The organism is Hahella chejuensis KCTC 2396, assembly GCF_000012985.1.
In the GTDB taxonomy this organism is placed as follows: domain Bacteria; phylum Pseudomonadota; class Gammaproteobacteria; order Pseudomonadales; family Oleiphilaceae; genus Hahella; species Hahella chejuensis.
The window spans coordinates 1,618,465-1,633,940 of record NC_007645.1; the positions used below are offsets into that span (position 1 = coordinate 1,618,465).

The following is a 15,476-nucleotide window of genomic DNA, read 5'->3' on the forward strand; positions in this document are numbered from 1 at the left end:
TGCTCCACGGGTTTTTAATGCGATTCAGTTACGTTCGCCAAGCGCTTGATTGTTAACAGCCTGCTCGCAGACGCTTAAACTGAAACGCGACCGCCGGAGTCGCCGGCGCGAATAAAAAACGGATTCATGATGAAGATACTGTTGCTATCCGCCTACGATATAGACAGTCACAAGCGCTGGCGGCTGGGGCTGACCGCCGTATTTCCTGAGCACGAATGGATCGTGCTGAGCCTGCCGCCCCGCTTCTTTCGCTGGCGTATTCGCGGTGCGCCGATCAGTTGGAGCCTGTATGAAAACGAAGCGTTGCGGGGGGCGTATGATCTGATCGTGGCCACCTCCATGGCGGACGTCGCCACTTTGCGAGGCGTGTATCCGAATTTGGCGAGGGTTCCGTTGCTGGTCTACTTCCACGAAAATCAGTTGGCCTACCCGTGTTCCGGCGCGCAGCACGACAGCATCGATCCTGCCATGGTGAACATATACGCCGCGCTGGCTGCGGACTCAGTGGTGTTTAACACGACCTTCAATCAGGCATCCTTTCTTGCCGGTTTGGAGAGTTTGATCGCCCGCTTGCCGGATGCGGTGGATGCAGAGCTGTGTCGCCGTATTCGCGACAAAAGCCGGGTGATTCCTGTTCCACTGGAAGACGAGCTATGGCGCTTTGCGGGCGAGGAAAAAGGGGATGAACCCTTGACCATCGCCTGGAATCATCGGGTGGAATATGACAAAGGCGTGGATGACCTGCTGAAGATTTTGCGAAGGCTGCGGGAGAGGACGCATGACTTTCGGCTCATCCTGCTCGGACGTCGCTTCCGGCAGGCGCCTCACGCCTGGGGCCAACTGCAGGAAGAGTTCGCCGCCCACCTGCTATTTGATGGGTATGCGGAAAGTCGCGAAGAATATTGGCGTTGGTTGAGTCGGGCGCATGTGGCGCTGTCCACGGCGCAGCATGAGTTTCAGGGGCTGGCGGTAATGGAGGCGGCGGCGCTTGGGTGCGCGCCGGTGACGCCTGATCGTTTGAGTTATCCTGAACTGTTTCCGCAATGTCGCCGCTATCAGAATGAGGCGGAAGCCGTTGAACTGCTGCTTGACGCCCGCTCCAGGCGCGTCTGCGACATGCGGGAATACGGTTGGAGCGCAATGCGCGACGTCTATGCCGATGTATTAAGTGCGACGGCGGATCGGTCGTGAGCGCTCATGAGTTGCAGTCTAGGCGTGATCTGTATCCGCTTCGTTCAGATGAATAGCGCGGTGCGCAAGACGGCTGACGTCTTCGCTTTGGTGGGTGACCATCAACAGGGTTTTGCCGAATCGTTCCGCTATGGTTTTGGTCCATTCGGTCGCGAGACGGCGGGTCTCGGCGTCCAGCTCTGAGAAAGGCTCGTCCAGCAGAATGAGCGGCTCCGGCCGCAGCATAGTTCGCAATAGCGCCGCCCGCTGTCGCTGTCCCCCGGAGAGTCGGCCTGGAAGTTTGTCCAACTGGTCGGCGATTCCCAAAACCCGGGCTTGCCTGGGGATCTCATATTGCATCGCCGCTTCCACCCCCAGCTTCAAATTCGCCATCACGGTGAGGTGCTCGAACAGATTGTAGTCCTGAAACAACATGGCGACGGGGCGTTGCTCCGGCGGCGTGTGGGTCAGGTCGGCGTCTTCCCAGGACAAGTGGCCGGTTTCCGGCGCGACGAAACCGGCGATGGCTTCCAGCAAGGTGGACTTACCCACGCCACTGACGCCCTGCAGGGCGATGATTTCCCCTTGAGCGACTTGCAGGTCGTAATGCAGAGTGCGGGCGCCCCGCTTAATTTGAAGTGCGCGAATTTCAAGCATGACGAGGGGATTGCTTCTCCAGATAAAAAATCAGCAGGCCGCAGACGCCCAGAAACACCATGGAGGCCAGTGAGGCCTCTGTCAGCCGATAGGTGCTGGCGTAGCCGTAAATCAGCCAGGGCAGGGTGACGAAATCCTGACTGCCGAAAATTGAGTAAATCGCCACGTCTCCCATGGCCAGCATAGCCACGAACGCGGCGGCGGTGCGAATGGCCGGAGCCATATAGCTCCATTCGATACGTCGACGCCGCCACGAGGTCAATTTCAGTGACTGAGCCAGGCGATGATATTGACTGTCGAAGTTCAATAGCGCCGGCTTTAGTTGGGACGCCGCGAACGGGACGGTAATCAAACCGTTGATCAACGCCACCAGCCACATGCCCCAGTGATCCAGGTCCAGGTGGGGCAACAGCAATACGAACAGACCGACGGACAGCACCATGGCGGGCACAGCCAGCGAATGCGAGGTAAGCCAGTCCAGCCATAACGCGGTGGAAGAGCCCTGCAGGCGAGCGCGACGATAGGGACGCAGGGCGCTGTAGGCGAGACTGATCGACAGTGCGGTGGAAATGGCGCCGAGCCCCAGCGTCACCAGCAGAGGACGGCTGAGGGAGCTCCAGAACGTCATATCGGCGGCGCCGTCGATGACGCGTGGAATCAACGCCAGCAGCGGCGCTAGTAGAAACAGCCAGCAACAGCCGTAAAGCGCCCGGTAAGCAAGCGCTTCAGGGCGCGTTGCGGTCGGCCTTAACTGAGTCGGCGCCGAGGCTGGGCTGAGCCAGGATACTTTGCCGCAGAATGACACCAGTAGAAAGGCGGAGCCTGCGATCAACAACTGCACCCAGGCCAGAGCCAGGGCTTCGGAAATATTGAAGTCGTATTTCAACGCCTGATAGATCGCAACTTCCAGCGTGGTGGCTTTGGGACCGCCGCCCAGCGCCAGCACCACTGCGAAGCTGTTGAAACAAATGACGAAAATAAACCCCAGCAGCAACCAGGTTGAGCTGTGCGTAGCGGCCCACTCCAACTGTAGAAACCGTTGCATGCGCGTCAATTTGAGCTGGCGCGCCAGCCGCCAGCTGGCGTCGGGGATGGACTGCAGGCGCAGATACAGGGTGCGTACTGCAAACGGCAGATTAAGATAGACATGCGCGATCAAAATGCCGCTCAGCCCGTACAGATTCCAGTCTTCTCCCAGCAAAGGACTGAGGCTGCCGGATCGTCCCAGCAGGCTGATGATGCCGGTAATTACGATCAATGTCGGCATGACGAAACAGAGCACGCACAGGCTGAGAAAGACGCGTTTGTGCAAGCTGTCTTTGAGGTAACTGAGCGCCAGCGCCGCCGGCCAGGCCAGCGCCACCGACACTAATGCGCTCAGCGTCGCCTGCAACAGGGTGAAGCGTAGGATGGCGAGAAAGTAAGGATCGCTGAAATAGCTCCAGTCAAATTCGTTACGATTGAATCCAATCAGTCCGCCGAAGGCCAGGGCCGTTGCGATGGCGACAAAACACAGGGCGGGCCAGCCGGCCCATTTTCCTGTCGTGAACGCGCCCTGTTTCATCAAAATACAACCTGCATGGAAAAGGGATAAACTAAGATTAGCGGCGGCGTCGCTTATTGCGAAACGGCGCCGCGCCACTCCTTGATCCATGCTTTGCGGTTCGCAGCGATATACTCCGGCGTCAGCTCAATGGATTTGGGCTGAATCAGCGTGTCGAAGGCCTCAGGCAGTTTGACTCCCTTGCGGACCGGCAGCATCCAATTCGTGACGGGGATGATTTCCTGGGCTTCCTGTGAAATCAGAAAATTAAGAAAGCGGTTGGCCAGCTCTTTCTTTTCGCTGTTTGCTGCGATGGCGGCGACTTCCACTTGCATTACATGGCCTTCGCTGAACAGGGCCGCTTTGTATTGCGTCTTATCTTCCGCCACCTGGTGATAGGCCGGGGAAGTGCTGTAGCTGAGCACATAATCCGCGTCGCCTTCCAGGAACATGCTGTAGGCCTCCCACCAGCCTTTGGTGACGGTGACGGTATGTTGCGCCAGCTTTTTCCAGGCGCTTTCCGCCTGATCGCCGTAAGCGCTCTTCATCCACATCATCATGCCCTGACCCGGCGTGCTGGTGCGGGGGTCCTGATAGATGACGGACGCGGAGGAATCCACCAGCTCCTGCAGAGATTGCGCCGGTTGCTTTATCTTTTGACTGTCATAGATGAAGGAGAAATAGCCGTAGTCGAAAGGCACGAAGTCTTTATCGCTCCACTTCAATTCCGGCGTCAGGGCGTCAAAGGCCACTGCGTGCGGTTGCACCAGACCTTCTTTACGGGTTTCTTCTATCAGTCCCGTGTCCAGTCCTAAAACCACATCTGCTTTGGCCTTCTTGCCTTCGATGCGCAGTCGGTTGAGAATGCTGACCCCGTCTTCCAGGGCGACGAATTTCACATCGCACTGGCAAGTGGCTTCGAAGCCTTTCTCCAGCGCAGGGCCGGGGCCCCATTCGCTGACGAAGGAGTCGTAGGTATAGACCGTCAGTTCTTCCGCCGCGCTGGCGCTGGCGGCGAAAGCGGCGGCTGAAACAGCGATAAGCGAATGGGCTAATCGGGAAAATGAAACTGCGCGGGTAAACAGATGGTGCATGGAGGCTCCTCTAAACAGCGAGGCGCGGAAGCGGCGGCTTGATCCAGAAGTGGACTTGCCGGCCTCATTTCCTACGCCAGCATTAACTGGATCAGGTTCTACGGGTACACTCTCAGCCTGACAGGCGTGTGTTCGAGCGCAATGGCGCATCGAATGAACGCGGCGGAGTCAGGCGCCCCGATGAGACTGCCCGGATTCTAACCAAAAGCGATGGCGCAATCTACGCGGATGCAGAATATTTTGCTGCGGGGAAACTCTGTCTGCGGCGTCGCAATGCGAGTAAACCTTAACAAGGAGTCAAGACGGGATGGCGTTTACAAAGATGGAAACCGAGCGTTTAACGCTGCGGGTGGTGAGTCCGGAGGACGGTCCGGCGCTAAACCGGACGATTATAGAATCTCTGGATCAATTACAGCCATGGCTGGACTGGATGACGCCGCCGCCGAGCGTGGAGGAAACCTCCCGTTGGTGCAGGCAGGCTTACGCTCGCTATCTATTGGAGGAAGAAGTGAACCTGATGCTTCTGCGTAAGGAAGACGGCGCTTTGGCGGGAGTTTGCGGTTTACGTAAAGCCAACGCCGTCTTACGTCATCATGAAGTGGGCTATTGGGGGGCGGCGCGTCTGCAAGGGGCTGGTTATATGACCGAAGGCGTGAAGGCTTTGGTGGAATATGCGCTGCTTGAGCTGGCGGCCAGCCGGGTTTATCTGACCACGGACGAACGTAATCTGAGTAGCCGCAAACTGGCTGAACGCGCCGGATTTCAGCTTGAGGGCGTGCTGCGCAACGAACGCATGGATAACCATGGACAGTTTCGTAACACCTGCGTGTACGCGAGAATTGCGGCGGGAAACTGGACCACTCATTAACCTGGACTTCCCATTATTAATATGGCAATGATATTGGCATGTTAATAGTCAGGCGCATGGATGCGCCTGCGCGGCGGCCAGCCGCGGGAGACAGGGCCTGACCTGTGCAGGCCCTGTCGTTGCAGACAAATAGAAGGAAGCTATTTGTCTGCCTGATTAATAACAACGAGAACGGCATGAGCGATACCCTACAGTCACAAGAGCCCACGCAACGCCCGTTTGTTGCGGAGCGGCTGCGGGCGGCTGACGCATTTGTGGGGATGGAGATGGACTGGCGGCTCATGCCGGCGTCTGGGCACAGCAATATGCTGTTTCGAGCGCAAGGGCCGCAAGGGGATTTGGTGCTTCGCATAAACGCCAGTTCCCTGCGCGCCTTTGGCGTTGACCGACGGCTAGAAGCTGAGGCGCTGCAATTGATCCAGGGCGCCGACTGGGCCCCGCGAGTGCTCTGCAACGCCTGGCGGGAAGGCTGGCTGTTGATGGCCCACCATGGCGTCAGTTTGACCGAGGCAGGGGAGACTGACGCTTCGCATTCTGGCCAACAATTGCTGTCGTTCATCTCGGATCTGCAACGCATCACCGAGGGCCCTGCGTTCGATTACCAGGCATTGATCGCGCTCTATCGCCGTCATATAAAGGAGCGCGCCGACGCTTCCGCTCATACAGAACGCCTGCTGGAACTGGAAGCGGCGTTCTCCGCTATTCCCTCCGATACGATGACACTCACCCATCATGATCTGCACTCCGGCAACCTGTGTCTGGATCAAGGACAGTTAGTCGTGCTGGACTGGGAATACGCCGGCCTGGGATGGCCCTGGCTGGACATGGCCTCGCTCCTGCAACACCATGACCTGGAAGCGGATGACCTATACGCCTTGCCCGCCTGCGCCAACTTGAGCGCAACGGAAATCGAACAGAGACTGCAACTTGCCGCGCATATCAATCAACTCCTTGAGCAACTTTGGTTTGCGGTAAGAGAGGAGCAAACCGGGTGAATATAATGGAGTCCGCAGCAGCTACACGCTAGATTCTCTCAAACACTTCAGATATCGAAGCTGTCAGTCAAGAGTACTATGCCCTCCGAATGATGTATCCAAGCGGCAATGGAAATTAAAATAAACTTGCATTGTAACGGTTTGTTTCGCTTCTTCCTTCGCCGTAATAACTGTCATGAGCGGTAAAGGCGGATTATTAGGGATGTATTCGCATGTATTCCACTCGTCAGTACGAGTTCAAACATTGGACAGATTTAACCATTGTTGACTTGTCTTTTGTTGAGTCTCCATTCTTCGCCGCCAGCTACGCTGAACGCTGTTTAAACCATGATATGAAGATCAACGATATTGTCGGTAACCTTTCAGGTTCCCATTTTCGCTCTGCTTTCGGCGCCTTTCCTGGGCGAGGGACGCCGCACTTTCGGAAATGGAAGGAAGATTTCGTCAGGCTGGTTGAGCGCGGCGACATTCTTCTGGTGTTTAAAGACGGTAAAAAGCCATTTAGTCCGATTGCAAGGCAGGAAGACGAAGGCGTCTTTCCTACAAACTCAGATCCTGTATTGGCTGAGCGACTGATCGCTCGGGCGAACCCAGAGCCACCTCCGCCGCCAGTATTAAACGGACTACTAAAAGACATTCCCTCATTGAACGGTAATTTGTGGTGGGAAAGTGTTCCTGCCGAACGCCGTAATTATCTCCCCCCGCCATCCAAAAGGTCTGAAACGCCTGAGATCGCTCAAGCAGAACCTGATGAGGCGACCAGTCTGACCGAGGATGAGCGTGAGGAGGCCTACAGGGAATTCTGGGAAGCCAAAAAACAAGGAGACGCCTCCGCTATTCTGACAATGGAAGAAAAGTTGGGGGGTGAGTTTTACCACTCGCTGGAAACAGGCGGGGGTGGCCCTTTCGGGAAGTACTATGCTATACCGAAGGAGCGAGCGGAGCTGATGCTGGAAGGGCTACGCGTCATTGAACGGGGAAGCCCCATTGACGATGTAAGAGCATTCGATAACAAGATCAGAAACATCCGTAAAGACCTGATCAACGCCAGTTCAGACCCAATTGTCGCCAGACGCAGCATCGAAGTCAGTTCACTGGAAGGACTAAGCGAACGCGTAGCATTGGAAGACGTCGGCTCATTTGTCACCGAAATTCCACCCAGACTGGGAGAGTTGGAAGAGATCTATGCTGGGGCCATTACTGCAGTGGTTGGGCATCCGGCGCTGATGAAAGTGGGAGATGCAACTGTAAAAAAGGTCTCAAGCCCTTTTAGTGAGAAGAAATATATAGGAGGCGCAGCTGGGGGAAATGGTTCTATCTATAGTCATGCTCTAGAAGATGCTGGCTTCTTTAAACCTATAAAGGACTTACCTTCAACAAGAGAGGGGCTGGAACTTGCGACTCGTCGAATTGAAGAGTTGGTTAAACATTATGCTCCCGAGTTAGATATATCGCGAATTAAGTTCATACCTAACTACAATTTTCCACAGCGCTTTCCTGGAGAGTTTGCTGGGTATGGGAAGTTCATTCCTGATAACTCAAGAGGTGGTTACAACGAGTTAATTTCATTTGATGCGCATAAATCCGGTCAAAGATCAATAGCAGATGCGAAGGGTAACGTAATCGTCGAATTCGACCCAGAGATTCTTCGGAATGATGCTGGTGCTCTTGCTATTTTTACTCATGAAGCATACGAGATTAACGCACTAAAAAGACTATTTGATGAAGAAGGCGAAATATCTCTGCAAACATATGTTAGCAAGATAAATGGCTTTTCCAGCAACAACTATCATGGAAAAGCCGTTCTTAGGGGCGACCAAGCAGCTGCTAAGCATATGATTGATGAGGGCGATGCTACAGTTGAGCAAATCACAGAAGTGTTCAAAAACAAGTATTTCAGATAGCGAGGGTAAGGTGAAAATTGAAGATATAGTGCAAGACTTTGAAGAGTACAGGTGCGACAAAACCAGTGCCGCTCTGGATATTGCCGAACTGATAATTCTTGAAAAGCGCCCTGAAAAAATAAGCACGCTTCCTGGTGAGATAAAAGAAGAAATTAATACTTTGATTCGGGTTTATGAAAATGAGGGCGCTGTGAAAATAGTGACAAGTTCAGGTTTAGAGCATGATTTTACAGAGCTGGCCAAAGGACTCTGTGACGTCATCAAGCGCTATTCCAAGAGTTAACGTCCAAGGGAAGCTAATCTGTCTCCAGTTGGGCTTAATTTGTTCATATTGAAGATATTTTTCATCGACTCTAATAAGTTATAGACGCATCACGAGATCCAAAGTCGGCTTCTTTCTCTTCTTCTTTTTTTTCTTCATCGGGCTTTTCTGTGGCGGGGGCGTGTAGCGGTAGTTCTATTTTGACGACGCAGCCGTGTCCGATGGCGCTGGAAATGTTGATAGTTCCGCCCAGTACGTTGGTGACCAGTTGGTGCGTCAGGTGCAGTCCCAGGCCGGTGCCGCCCTGGTTGCGTTTGGTGGTGAAGAAAGGGTCGAAGACTTTGGGCAGGATTTCCGGTGGGATGCCGGCGCCGTTGTCGCGGACCTCTATTTCTGCGACCTGTTCGGTGCGACGTTGAGCGGACAGCCACACGCGACCTTGCGGCATGTCCTGGAAAGCGTGTTTCATCGCATTATTGACGAGATTCTCCAGCACTTGGCTCAAGGCGCCGGGATAGCTGTCCAGCTCCAGGCCGGGGTCAATATCCGTCACCAGTTGGTGTTCTTTTTTGTGAATGCGTAACCAGGTGGTCAGCAGCATATCATCGATCAGGCTTTTTAAAGAGAATACCCGCCGTTCTGCGCCTGCGCGGTCAGTGGCGAGTTGCTTGAAGCTGTGCACCAATTGCGCCGAGCGATTGAGGTTGCTGAGAATAATGGCGGAACCTTGTTCGAAGCGGGCGAAGAAGTCGTTCATATCAGAACGGCGCAGGCCGCGCGCAAAGGCGTCTCGCAATTCTTCCGCCTGACGCTGCAGGGAGGAAAGCGTCACCAGAGAGGCGCCGATGGGCGTGTTCAGTTCATGGGCCACGCCGGCGACCATCATCCCCAGCGAAGCCAGCTTTTCCGCCCTTACCAGCTCGTCTTGGGTATGCATCAGTTTGTCCAGCGATTCCTGCAACAGGGCGTTGGAGCGCTCCAGTTCGTCGCTACGCGCGCTCAATTGGGCGTTAAGCGTGTCTCTTACGGCGTCGGTCCTGGCGATGCGGATGGAAACGAATAACAGGATCACAAAGAGGAGGAAGATCACACCCAGCGTGGCGATCAGGGCTTTTCGCTGTATTGCGGTAATCGCTGCGGCGTCCACATTCACCACCAGCTTCCAGTATTGGTCCTCCCGGCTCAGGTTCGAGGTGGGTGAGAAGGTGGTGAACAACCATAGTCCCTGATCGTCAGTGAAGGAGCCGTAACTAGTGCTGTTTATGCGGTCCCAGCCCTCCGGGTGACGCACGCCGAAGCGTAATTCGCTGCGCTTGAACATGAATCCCCATTCATCCTTGGATATGTCGCTTAGCAGCCAGTATCCATTGGCGTTCAGGAGATAAAGGCGCACACTGGCTGGCAGATGCATGTTGCGCAAGGCTTGCAGCATCAGATTAGCTTTGTAATTCAACACCACCAGACCGTTATGCTCTCCCTCCGGGGTCAAAACTGTCGTCACTACCCGCAGCGCTGGATTATGGGGGATCTGAATGGCGCCTTGCTCGACATTAAGATCCAGTGGAGAGAAATAAATTTCTTCCGGTTTCAGCGCCATGCCCGAGGTGAAATAGTAGCGATGGCTCTTTTCCTGCAATTGCTCTTCAGGAATGCGTATCGCCTGAGCGCCAAACATTTCTATTCGTACTATTTCACGGCCGTCAGGCCCTAACCAGCGTACTTGGTCGTAGACGCCGGACGCCTCGGAGAAGTCCTGCAACAAGGTTTCTGCGCCTTGCTTGTTCTCCGGCGTTGCGTTGCGAAGCGCTTTATTGTGCGCCAGGAAACGAATGTCCGTAGCCAGATCGCCGAAATTCCTGGTCATTGTCTCATAGGCTGAACTCAGCGACCTGGAGGCAGTATCCTGCACCGGCGACAGATCGTTATTCAACTGATAGTCATACAGAAAAAATGAGAGCGCCAAGAGCAGAATGCTCCAAGGCGCGATCAGTCTCAGCAGGCGCCTGCGAAGATGATAGAGGGACGCTTCCTGGGTGGTCATGGTATTCGCGTCAGCGCCGTTGAGCCAGCCATGGCAACAGAACATCCACCGTCATTGGACGGGCGTACAAATACCCCTGTACGCTGCTGCAGCCGTTGTCGAGCAGCCACTGCGCCTGCTCCTTGGTCTCGACGCCCTCGGCGATAATATCGAGATTGAAGCTTTCCCCCAGCTGGATAACCGTCTTGGCGATGGCGGCGGCGCCTTTGTCTGTAGTGACCTTGTCGACGAACGACTTGTCGATTTTGAGTCTGTCTACCGCGAGGCGGCTCAAATAGGCGAGGGAAGAGAATCCTGTGCCGAAGTCGTCAATGGCGACAGTGACGCCAATCTCCCGCAGACGCTCCAGTTTTTCCTGCACCAACGCGAAGTTGTGCATGACGGTGGACTCTGTGATCTCGACCTCGATTTGCTGGGGTCTGATGCCGACCGCCTCCGCGCTGCGGATGAGCGTGTCCACCATATCGTCCTGCTCGAACTGGATGACGGAGTAGTTCACGCCAATACGAATGTCGCGGTAACCGGCTTCCTGCAAGCGGCGGCAGGCGGCGCAGCTCTGAGTGAAAATTTGCTGGCCTAAAGGCAGGATCAAACCGGAAGTCTCCGCCAGAGAGATGAACTGGTCCGGCCGGATGTGGGTTCCATCCTCCAGGCGCCAACGGGCCAGCACTTCGACGCCGGTGACTTGTTTGGTTTCCAGGTCCACCTGCGGTTGCAGTACGGCGAAGATACTTTGTTTGGTCAACGCGTCCTGTAGCGCCTGTAATAAATGGAAGCGACTGGCGGCGGCGGCTTCGGTTTCCGGGTCATACGTGGTGTGCTGGCGTATGCCGCGTTTTTTGGCCTGTTTCAAGGCGATGCCTGCGCGGGTGATGACTTCCGGCGGCGAGCTGTCCGGGTGGCTGAGCGGATAGGTTACCGAACTGATGTTAAGGAGTTTTAAGCTCTTTTCACTGGCGGAGAGGCCGTTGAATAATCCGTCCAACTTATCGGCGGAGACATCTTCGACACTTCCCAGCACGGCGAATAGATCATCCTTGACCCGGGAAACCTGAATGGTTCCGCTGAACGCGTCTTTGAGCCGGCTCGACACCAGCTGCAAAACCGAGTCGCCATAACGGGCGCCCAGTACGGAGTTGATGCTGGCGAAGCCGTCTATGTCCACCAGCATGAGCTGATACTGGTTTCTATCCGGCCGGGAGAGTATCTGGCTCAATCTGCGCAGCAGCGCATTGCGGTTGGGAATGCGTAGCGTGTCGTCTTCATAGGCCAGACGCTCCAGGCGGTTGAACAGGGAGACATTCTGCAGGCCATTGGCGATGTTCAGGCTGAATACGCGAATCAATTCCTGTTCGGTGGCGTCGAGAGGGTGGCCTGTTTCGATGTAGGCGGCGTAATCGGCGGCGCCGATGGGGTCGAGAAAAAAAAGACAGGTGTAGTCCTTCTCATGAATGGACTTGCGCCCTTGCAGGCACTGATGCAAGTGTTCACGCACGTTAGGCGCTTCGAACTCTATCAGGGTTTTACCCACGCAGTTGGAATAAATGCCTGCGGCGCCGATGATATAACATTCCCTGTTTTCCGGCCTGGACGTAGTGTAAGCCTTGGCGCACACCAGCCCGTCGGGAGGCAGCCCCAACAGTTTGGCCAGCTCCGCCAGCATGCGCGCGGAGAACTCCTGCAGGTTTTTGGCGGAGTACACTGAATCGCTGGACTCGGCGATCAACTGCAAGCCCCGTTTCGCCCGTGCGATTTCCCGAATCTGGACATAAGACCGCGCGCAGCCGGTGAGTACGGTCTGCAGGCGGGTGTCGGTTAACTCGGATTTGGTCCAGTAATCATTGATATCGTACTCTTTCATCACGTCCAGCATGGGCGCCATACCGGGTTGTCCTGTCAGCAGCACCAAACGGATCTCTGCATTGCCGAGCACTTCGCGAATGGCGCGTACGAGGCGGAGGCCGGCGTCGTCGGTCTCCATCACCACGTCCACCAATGCGATAGCGATATCGGCGTGTTCTGAGAGCAGTTTGGAGGCTTCGGCGTAACTGTAGGCGCGTAGTAGCTGAAGGGGGCGGTCCAGGATTTTCAGGCCGGCGAGCGCAAACTCCGTAGAGCGCTGGTAGTTGAAATCGTCATCGACGGTGAGCACTTTCCAGGCTTCCTGCGCGACATGTTCCGAAGGCTCCGGCTCATCTTGCGCGAAGCTGATGACATCGTCATCCATCGGCGTGATTTCCATAATCCCCTTCCGTTCTAAGAACCCCTGTCAACTGGTCCCGACTTTGTCAACGTTTGGCTGGAAGGCGCGTCGTTCAAAGGATGCGCGCGAGGAACAGCCTTGAAAAAGCGGATATTTTGAAGATAGAAGCGTGGGGGCTCACTGTCAACACAGGATGTGACGGCGTCTTATAATTTAATCAAAGCGCCTTATATTGAAATTATTTGCGGCGTATTCTGGATACGGCTTTTCTATCTCAATGGATTAACGCATGATCATTCTCTATCAGTTCCCTATTTCCCACTTCTGCGAAAAAGCGCGATGGGCGCTCGACTATAAAGGGCAGGAATATAAGGTGAAAAACCTCATGCCCGGGGCGCACATCAAGGCTATTAAAAAACTGGCTGAGAAGTCCTCGGTTCCTGTTATTGAGCATGATAGAAAAGTCGTACAGGGCTCAGCGGAAATCATTAATTATCTCGATGGACTGTCGTCGGATAAACCGCTGACGCCGGTGGAGCCGGGAGCAAGGTCCGCCGCTCTGGAGTGGGAAAAATACCTGGACAGAGAGATCGGCGTCTCCATACGCTGTTACTGTTACCACTATTTACTGACGCGTCCGGATCAGGTGATTCCCATGCTGGCGCACCGAGGGCCCTGGTACGGAAAGTGGGTGCTGCGACTTGGATTCGGAAAATTAAGCAAAATCATGCGCAAACACATGCGCATTAACGATGAAACGGCGGCGGACTCCCTGCGCCGTATTCAGGCGGCGCTGACCCGTATTAACGAACGGGCGGGGAGCGACGGGTATCTGGTGGGAGACTATTTTACCCGGGCGGATTTGACCGCCGCAGCCTTGCTGACCCCATTTCTGCAGCCGGAAACCTTCGATATTCCGTGGCCGCAGGACCCACCCCCGACTCTGGCGCAAACCGTCAAAGAGCTGAAGCCGCAGCTGCAATGGGCGCAGCGGATTTACGACCGGTATCGTTAAAGAATCAACTTGCGGCGCCGGGGTTCTCAAGGCGCTGCTTCAGGCTTTGCAGTCCCTCTTCATACATCGACGCCAACAGTCTCTCCAGCAACAGGCCGATATATTAATATGGCAATGATATTGGCATGTTAATAACCAGGCGCATGGATGCGCCTGCGCGGCGGCCAGCCGCGGGAGACAGGGCCTGACATGTGCAGGCCCTGTCGTTGCAGACAAATAGAAGGAAGCTATTTGACTGCCTGATTAATAACAGCTGAACAGGTTGAGGCCGTGTTCGGCGCCGAAGCCGCAAGTGACTTTCACACCGCCGTCGGCGGGCTGCAAGCGGTAAAACGCGGGCGCTTTGCCAAGCAAGAAGGTTATGCGGAAGCATTCTAACGGGCGGGTAAATATCCGGTTTTTCATTCAGTTAGGGTTCACGTTAGCAGGCTTATCTTAACAACTGTGATCGATAAACCTGTGAGGAACTAAAGATGAAAAAATTACCGATGTGGATACTGACTCTGGGGCTGGCGATAGCCGGCGCTTCCACCTCCGCGATGGCACACGACGGCGGACGTCATGACGGCAAGCGTTACGATAACCACCATAACCATGGTCATCACGATAAACATCGTCATCGTGGCGGACACCATAAGCATCATAATCGTCACCACCATCGTCGTCATCACCGTTATTACAAACATCATGACGGCCGCAGATGGGATAATCGCTACAGCTACTACAACCACCGCCGCTACAACGATGACGGCATTGTCGTAGTCTTTCCCATCAAATAAGCATTGCTGGCGGGAAAAGGAGGCCCGGAGACGCAGCGGCGACAGCGCTGACTCCGGGCGCTCATGAATGGATTTAAACCGTCACTGGCGGCGTTCAGCCGAACGCCAGCATCTTGACTGCGGCGATCGCCGCCATGCCTCGTATCATCCACTTAAACTGGTTGATGTTCAGCTTTTTCAACAGCCAATAACCCGCCAACGATCCGACCAGTAGTCCCGGCAATCCGGCGAGACTGCGCAGGGCGATCTCCTCATTCAGAAATCCCGCTGCAATCAGCAATGGAACCTTGGCGCTGTTCAGGATCATGAACGCCCATGCCCGGGTCCCCACATAAGCTTCCTTGGATAGACGCTGCTCCATCAAATACAGACTGAGCAGAGGGCCGGCGGCGTTGGCCGTCATGGTGACGAACCCGGACAACAGCCCCATGGCCTGGGTGGCCGCCGGATGTCGCATAACGGCGGAAGGGCGGTAGTCCAGCCAAAGCCCCAGCGCCAGAATCAAAACGATCATGACGCCCAGCAACAGGGTGAATTGCTCTGGATTGATGCTGGACAGCAACCAAATGCCCAGACCAATGCCGATTAGCGCCAACGGCAACAGGCGCAGCACGATAGGCCAGGAGGCGTCTCGGCCATAGCTTTTCACCGCCAGGATATCCGTCGCGATGTACATGGGAATCAGAATCCCAAGCGCCTCGGGGCCGGGATAGGCGATAGCGATGATCGGCAGGATGAGCAGCCCCATGCCGCCAATAGAGAACTTGGAGAAACCGGTGATAAACCCGGCGGCGAGAATACAGAAGAACGCAGTATCAAAGTCCATACAACCCCCTCAGATCTTGACGGGGCAAGCTTACTCCGTTATATGACCGTAAAATAACGATATATATCGCTCAAGTTGATCGCTTTAAGCGATAGATTTTTGGCGGATTATTGGTCAAA

General features: G+C 55.0%; 13 protein-coding genes and 1 riboswitch. Of the genes, 7 read left to right on the top strand and 6 right to left on the bottom strand.

The annotated features are described in order from the left end of the window. The first annotated feature begins 126 nt into the window (after positions 1-126). A complete protein-coding gene (locus tag HCH_RS07300) occupies positions 127-1,191 on the top strand; it encodes a tRNA-queuosine alpha-mannosyltransferase domain-containing protein (protein WP_011395538.1) in 1,065 nt (354 codons plus the stop codon). Positions 1,192-1,209: 18 nt separating this feature from the next. On the opposite strand, the gene HCH_RS07305 is transcribed toward HCH_RS07300, so the two are convergent. From HCH_RS07305 to thiB, 3 genes are read right to left on the bottom strand one after another with little or no spacing between them, the layout of a single operon-like run. Then, positions 1,210-1,827 (bottom strand): ATP-binding cassette domain-containing protein, encoded by a 618-nt coding sequence (locus HCH_RS07305; protein ID WP_011395539.1) that lies wholly within the window; start codon positions 1,825-1,827, stop codon positions 1,210-1,212. After that, positions 1,820-3,391, bottom strand: coding sequence for a thiamine/thiamine pyrophosphate ABC transporter permease ThiP (locus HCH_RS07310; protein WP_011395540.1), 1,572 nt, complete (start codon positions 3,389-3,391; stop codon positions 1,820-1,822). Before HCH_RS07310 ends, HCH_RS07305 begins: the two co-directional genes overlap by 8 nt. Positions 3,392-3,444: 53 nt before the next feature. Continuing rightward, on the bottom strand, positions 3,445-4,464 hold the full coding sequence (gene thiB, locus HCH_RS07315; RefSeq protein WP_011395541.1) for a thiamine ABC transporter substrate binding subunit: 1,020 nt from the start codon (positions 4,462-4,464) through the stop codon (positions 3,445-3,447). 51 nt (positions 4,465-4,515) lie between these two features. After that, positions 4,516-4,654, bottom strand: a riboswitch (TPP riboswitch). 117 nt (positions 4,655-4,771) lie between these two features. Here thiB and HCH_RS07320 point away from each other — a divergent pair. The 4 genes from HCH_RS07320 (at position 4,772) to HCH_RS07335 (ending at position 8,514) form a co-directional block, all read left to right on the top strand. Continuing rightward, a complete protein-coding gene (locus HCH_RS07320; protein WP_011395543.1) occupies positions 4,772-5,332 on the top strand; it encodes a GNAT family N-acetyltransferase in 561 nt (186 codons plus the stop codon). Positions 5,333-5,508: 176 nt separating this feature from the next. Further along, positions 5,509-6,327 (top strand): phosphotransferase, encoded by an 819-nt coding sequence (locus HCH_RS07325; protein ID WP_041598493.1) that lies wholly within the window; start codon positions 5,509-5,511, stop codon positions 6,325-6,327. Positions 6,328-6,539: 212 nt separating this feature from the next. After that, complete coding sequence (locus tag HCH_RS34395; protein ID WP_011395545.1) at positions 6,540-8,231, top strand: hypothetical protein; 1,692 nt, start codon at positions 6,540-6,542, stop codon at positions 8,229-8,231. Positions 8,232-8,241: 10 nt separating this feature from the next. Then, a complete protein-coding gene (locus tag HCH_RS07335; RefSeq protein WP_011395546.1) occupies positions 8,242-8,514 on the top strand; it encodes a hypothetical protein in 273 nt (90 codons plus the stop codon). Between the two features lie 70 nt (positions 8,515-8,584). On the opposite strand, the gene HCH_RS07340 is transcribed toward HCH_RS07335, so the two are convergent. Both HCH_RS07340 and HCH_RS07345 read right to left on the bottom strand, forming a co-directional pair. Beyond that, complete coding sequence (locus HCH_RS07340) at positions 8,585-10,534, bottom strand: sensor histidine kinase (protein ID WP_158304937.1); 1,950 nt, start codon at positions 10,532-10,534, stop codon at positions 8,585-8,587. Positions 10,535-10,544: 10 nt separating this feature from the next. After that, positions 10,545-12,776: a putative bifunctional diguanylate cyclase/phosphodiesterase gene (locus HCH_RS07345; RefSeq protein ID WP_011395548.1), complete on the bottom strand. Its 2,232-nt coding sequence runs from the start codon at positions 12,774-12,776 to the stop codon at positions 10,545-10,547. Between the two features lie 250 nt (positions 12,777-13,026). Between HCH_RS07345 and HCH_RS07350 the strand changes: the two genes are divergently transcribed. Together HCH_RS07350 and HCH_RS07355 are read left to right on the top strand one after the other, a co-directional pair. Further along, complete coding sequence (locus tag HCH_RS07350) at positions 13,027-13,752, top strand: glutathione S-transferase family protein (RefSeq protein ID WP_011395549.1); 726 nt, start codon at positions 13,027-13,029, stop codon at positions 13,750-13,752. 473 nt (positions 13,753-14,225) lie between these two features. Further along, entirely contained in the window at positions 14,226-14,531 is a 306-nt protein-coding gene (locus HCH_RS07355; RefSeq protein ID WP_011395552.1) for a hypothetical protein, read from the top strand. 94 nt (positions 14,532-14,625) lie between these two features. On the opposite strand, the gene HCH_RS07360 is transcribed toward HCH_RS07355, so the two are convergent. Beyond that, positions 14,626-15,357, bottom strand: a complete 732-nt coding sequence (locus HCH_RS07360) for a sulfite exporter TauE/SafE family protein (protein WP_011395553.1) — start codon at positions 15,355-15,357, stop codon at positions 14,626-14,628. Positions 15,358-15,476: the final 119 nt, after the last annotated feature.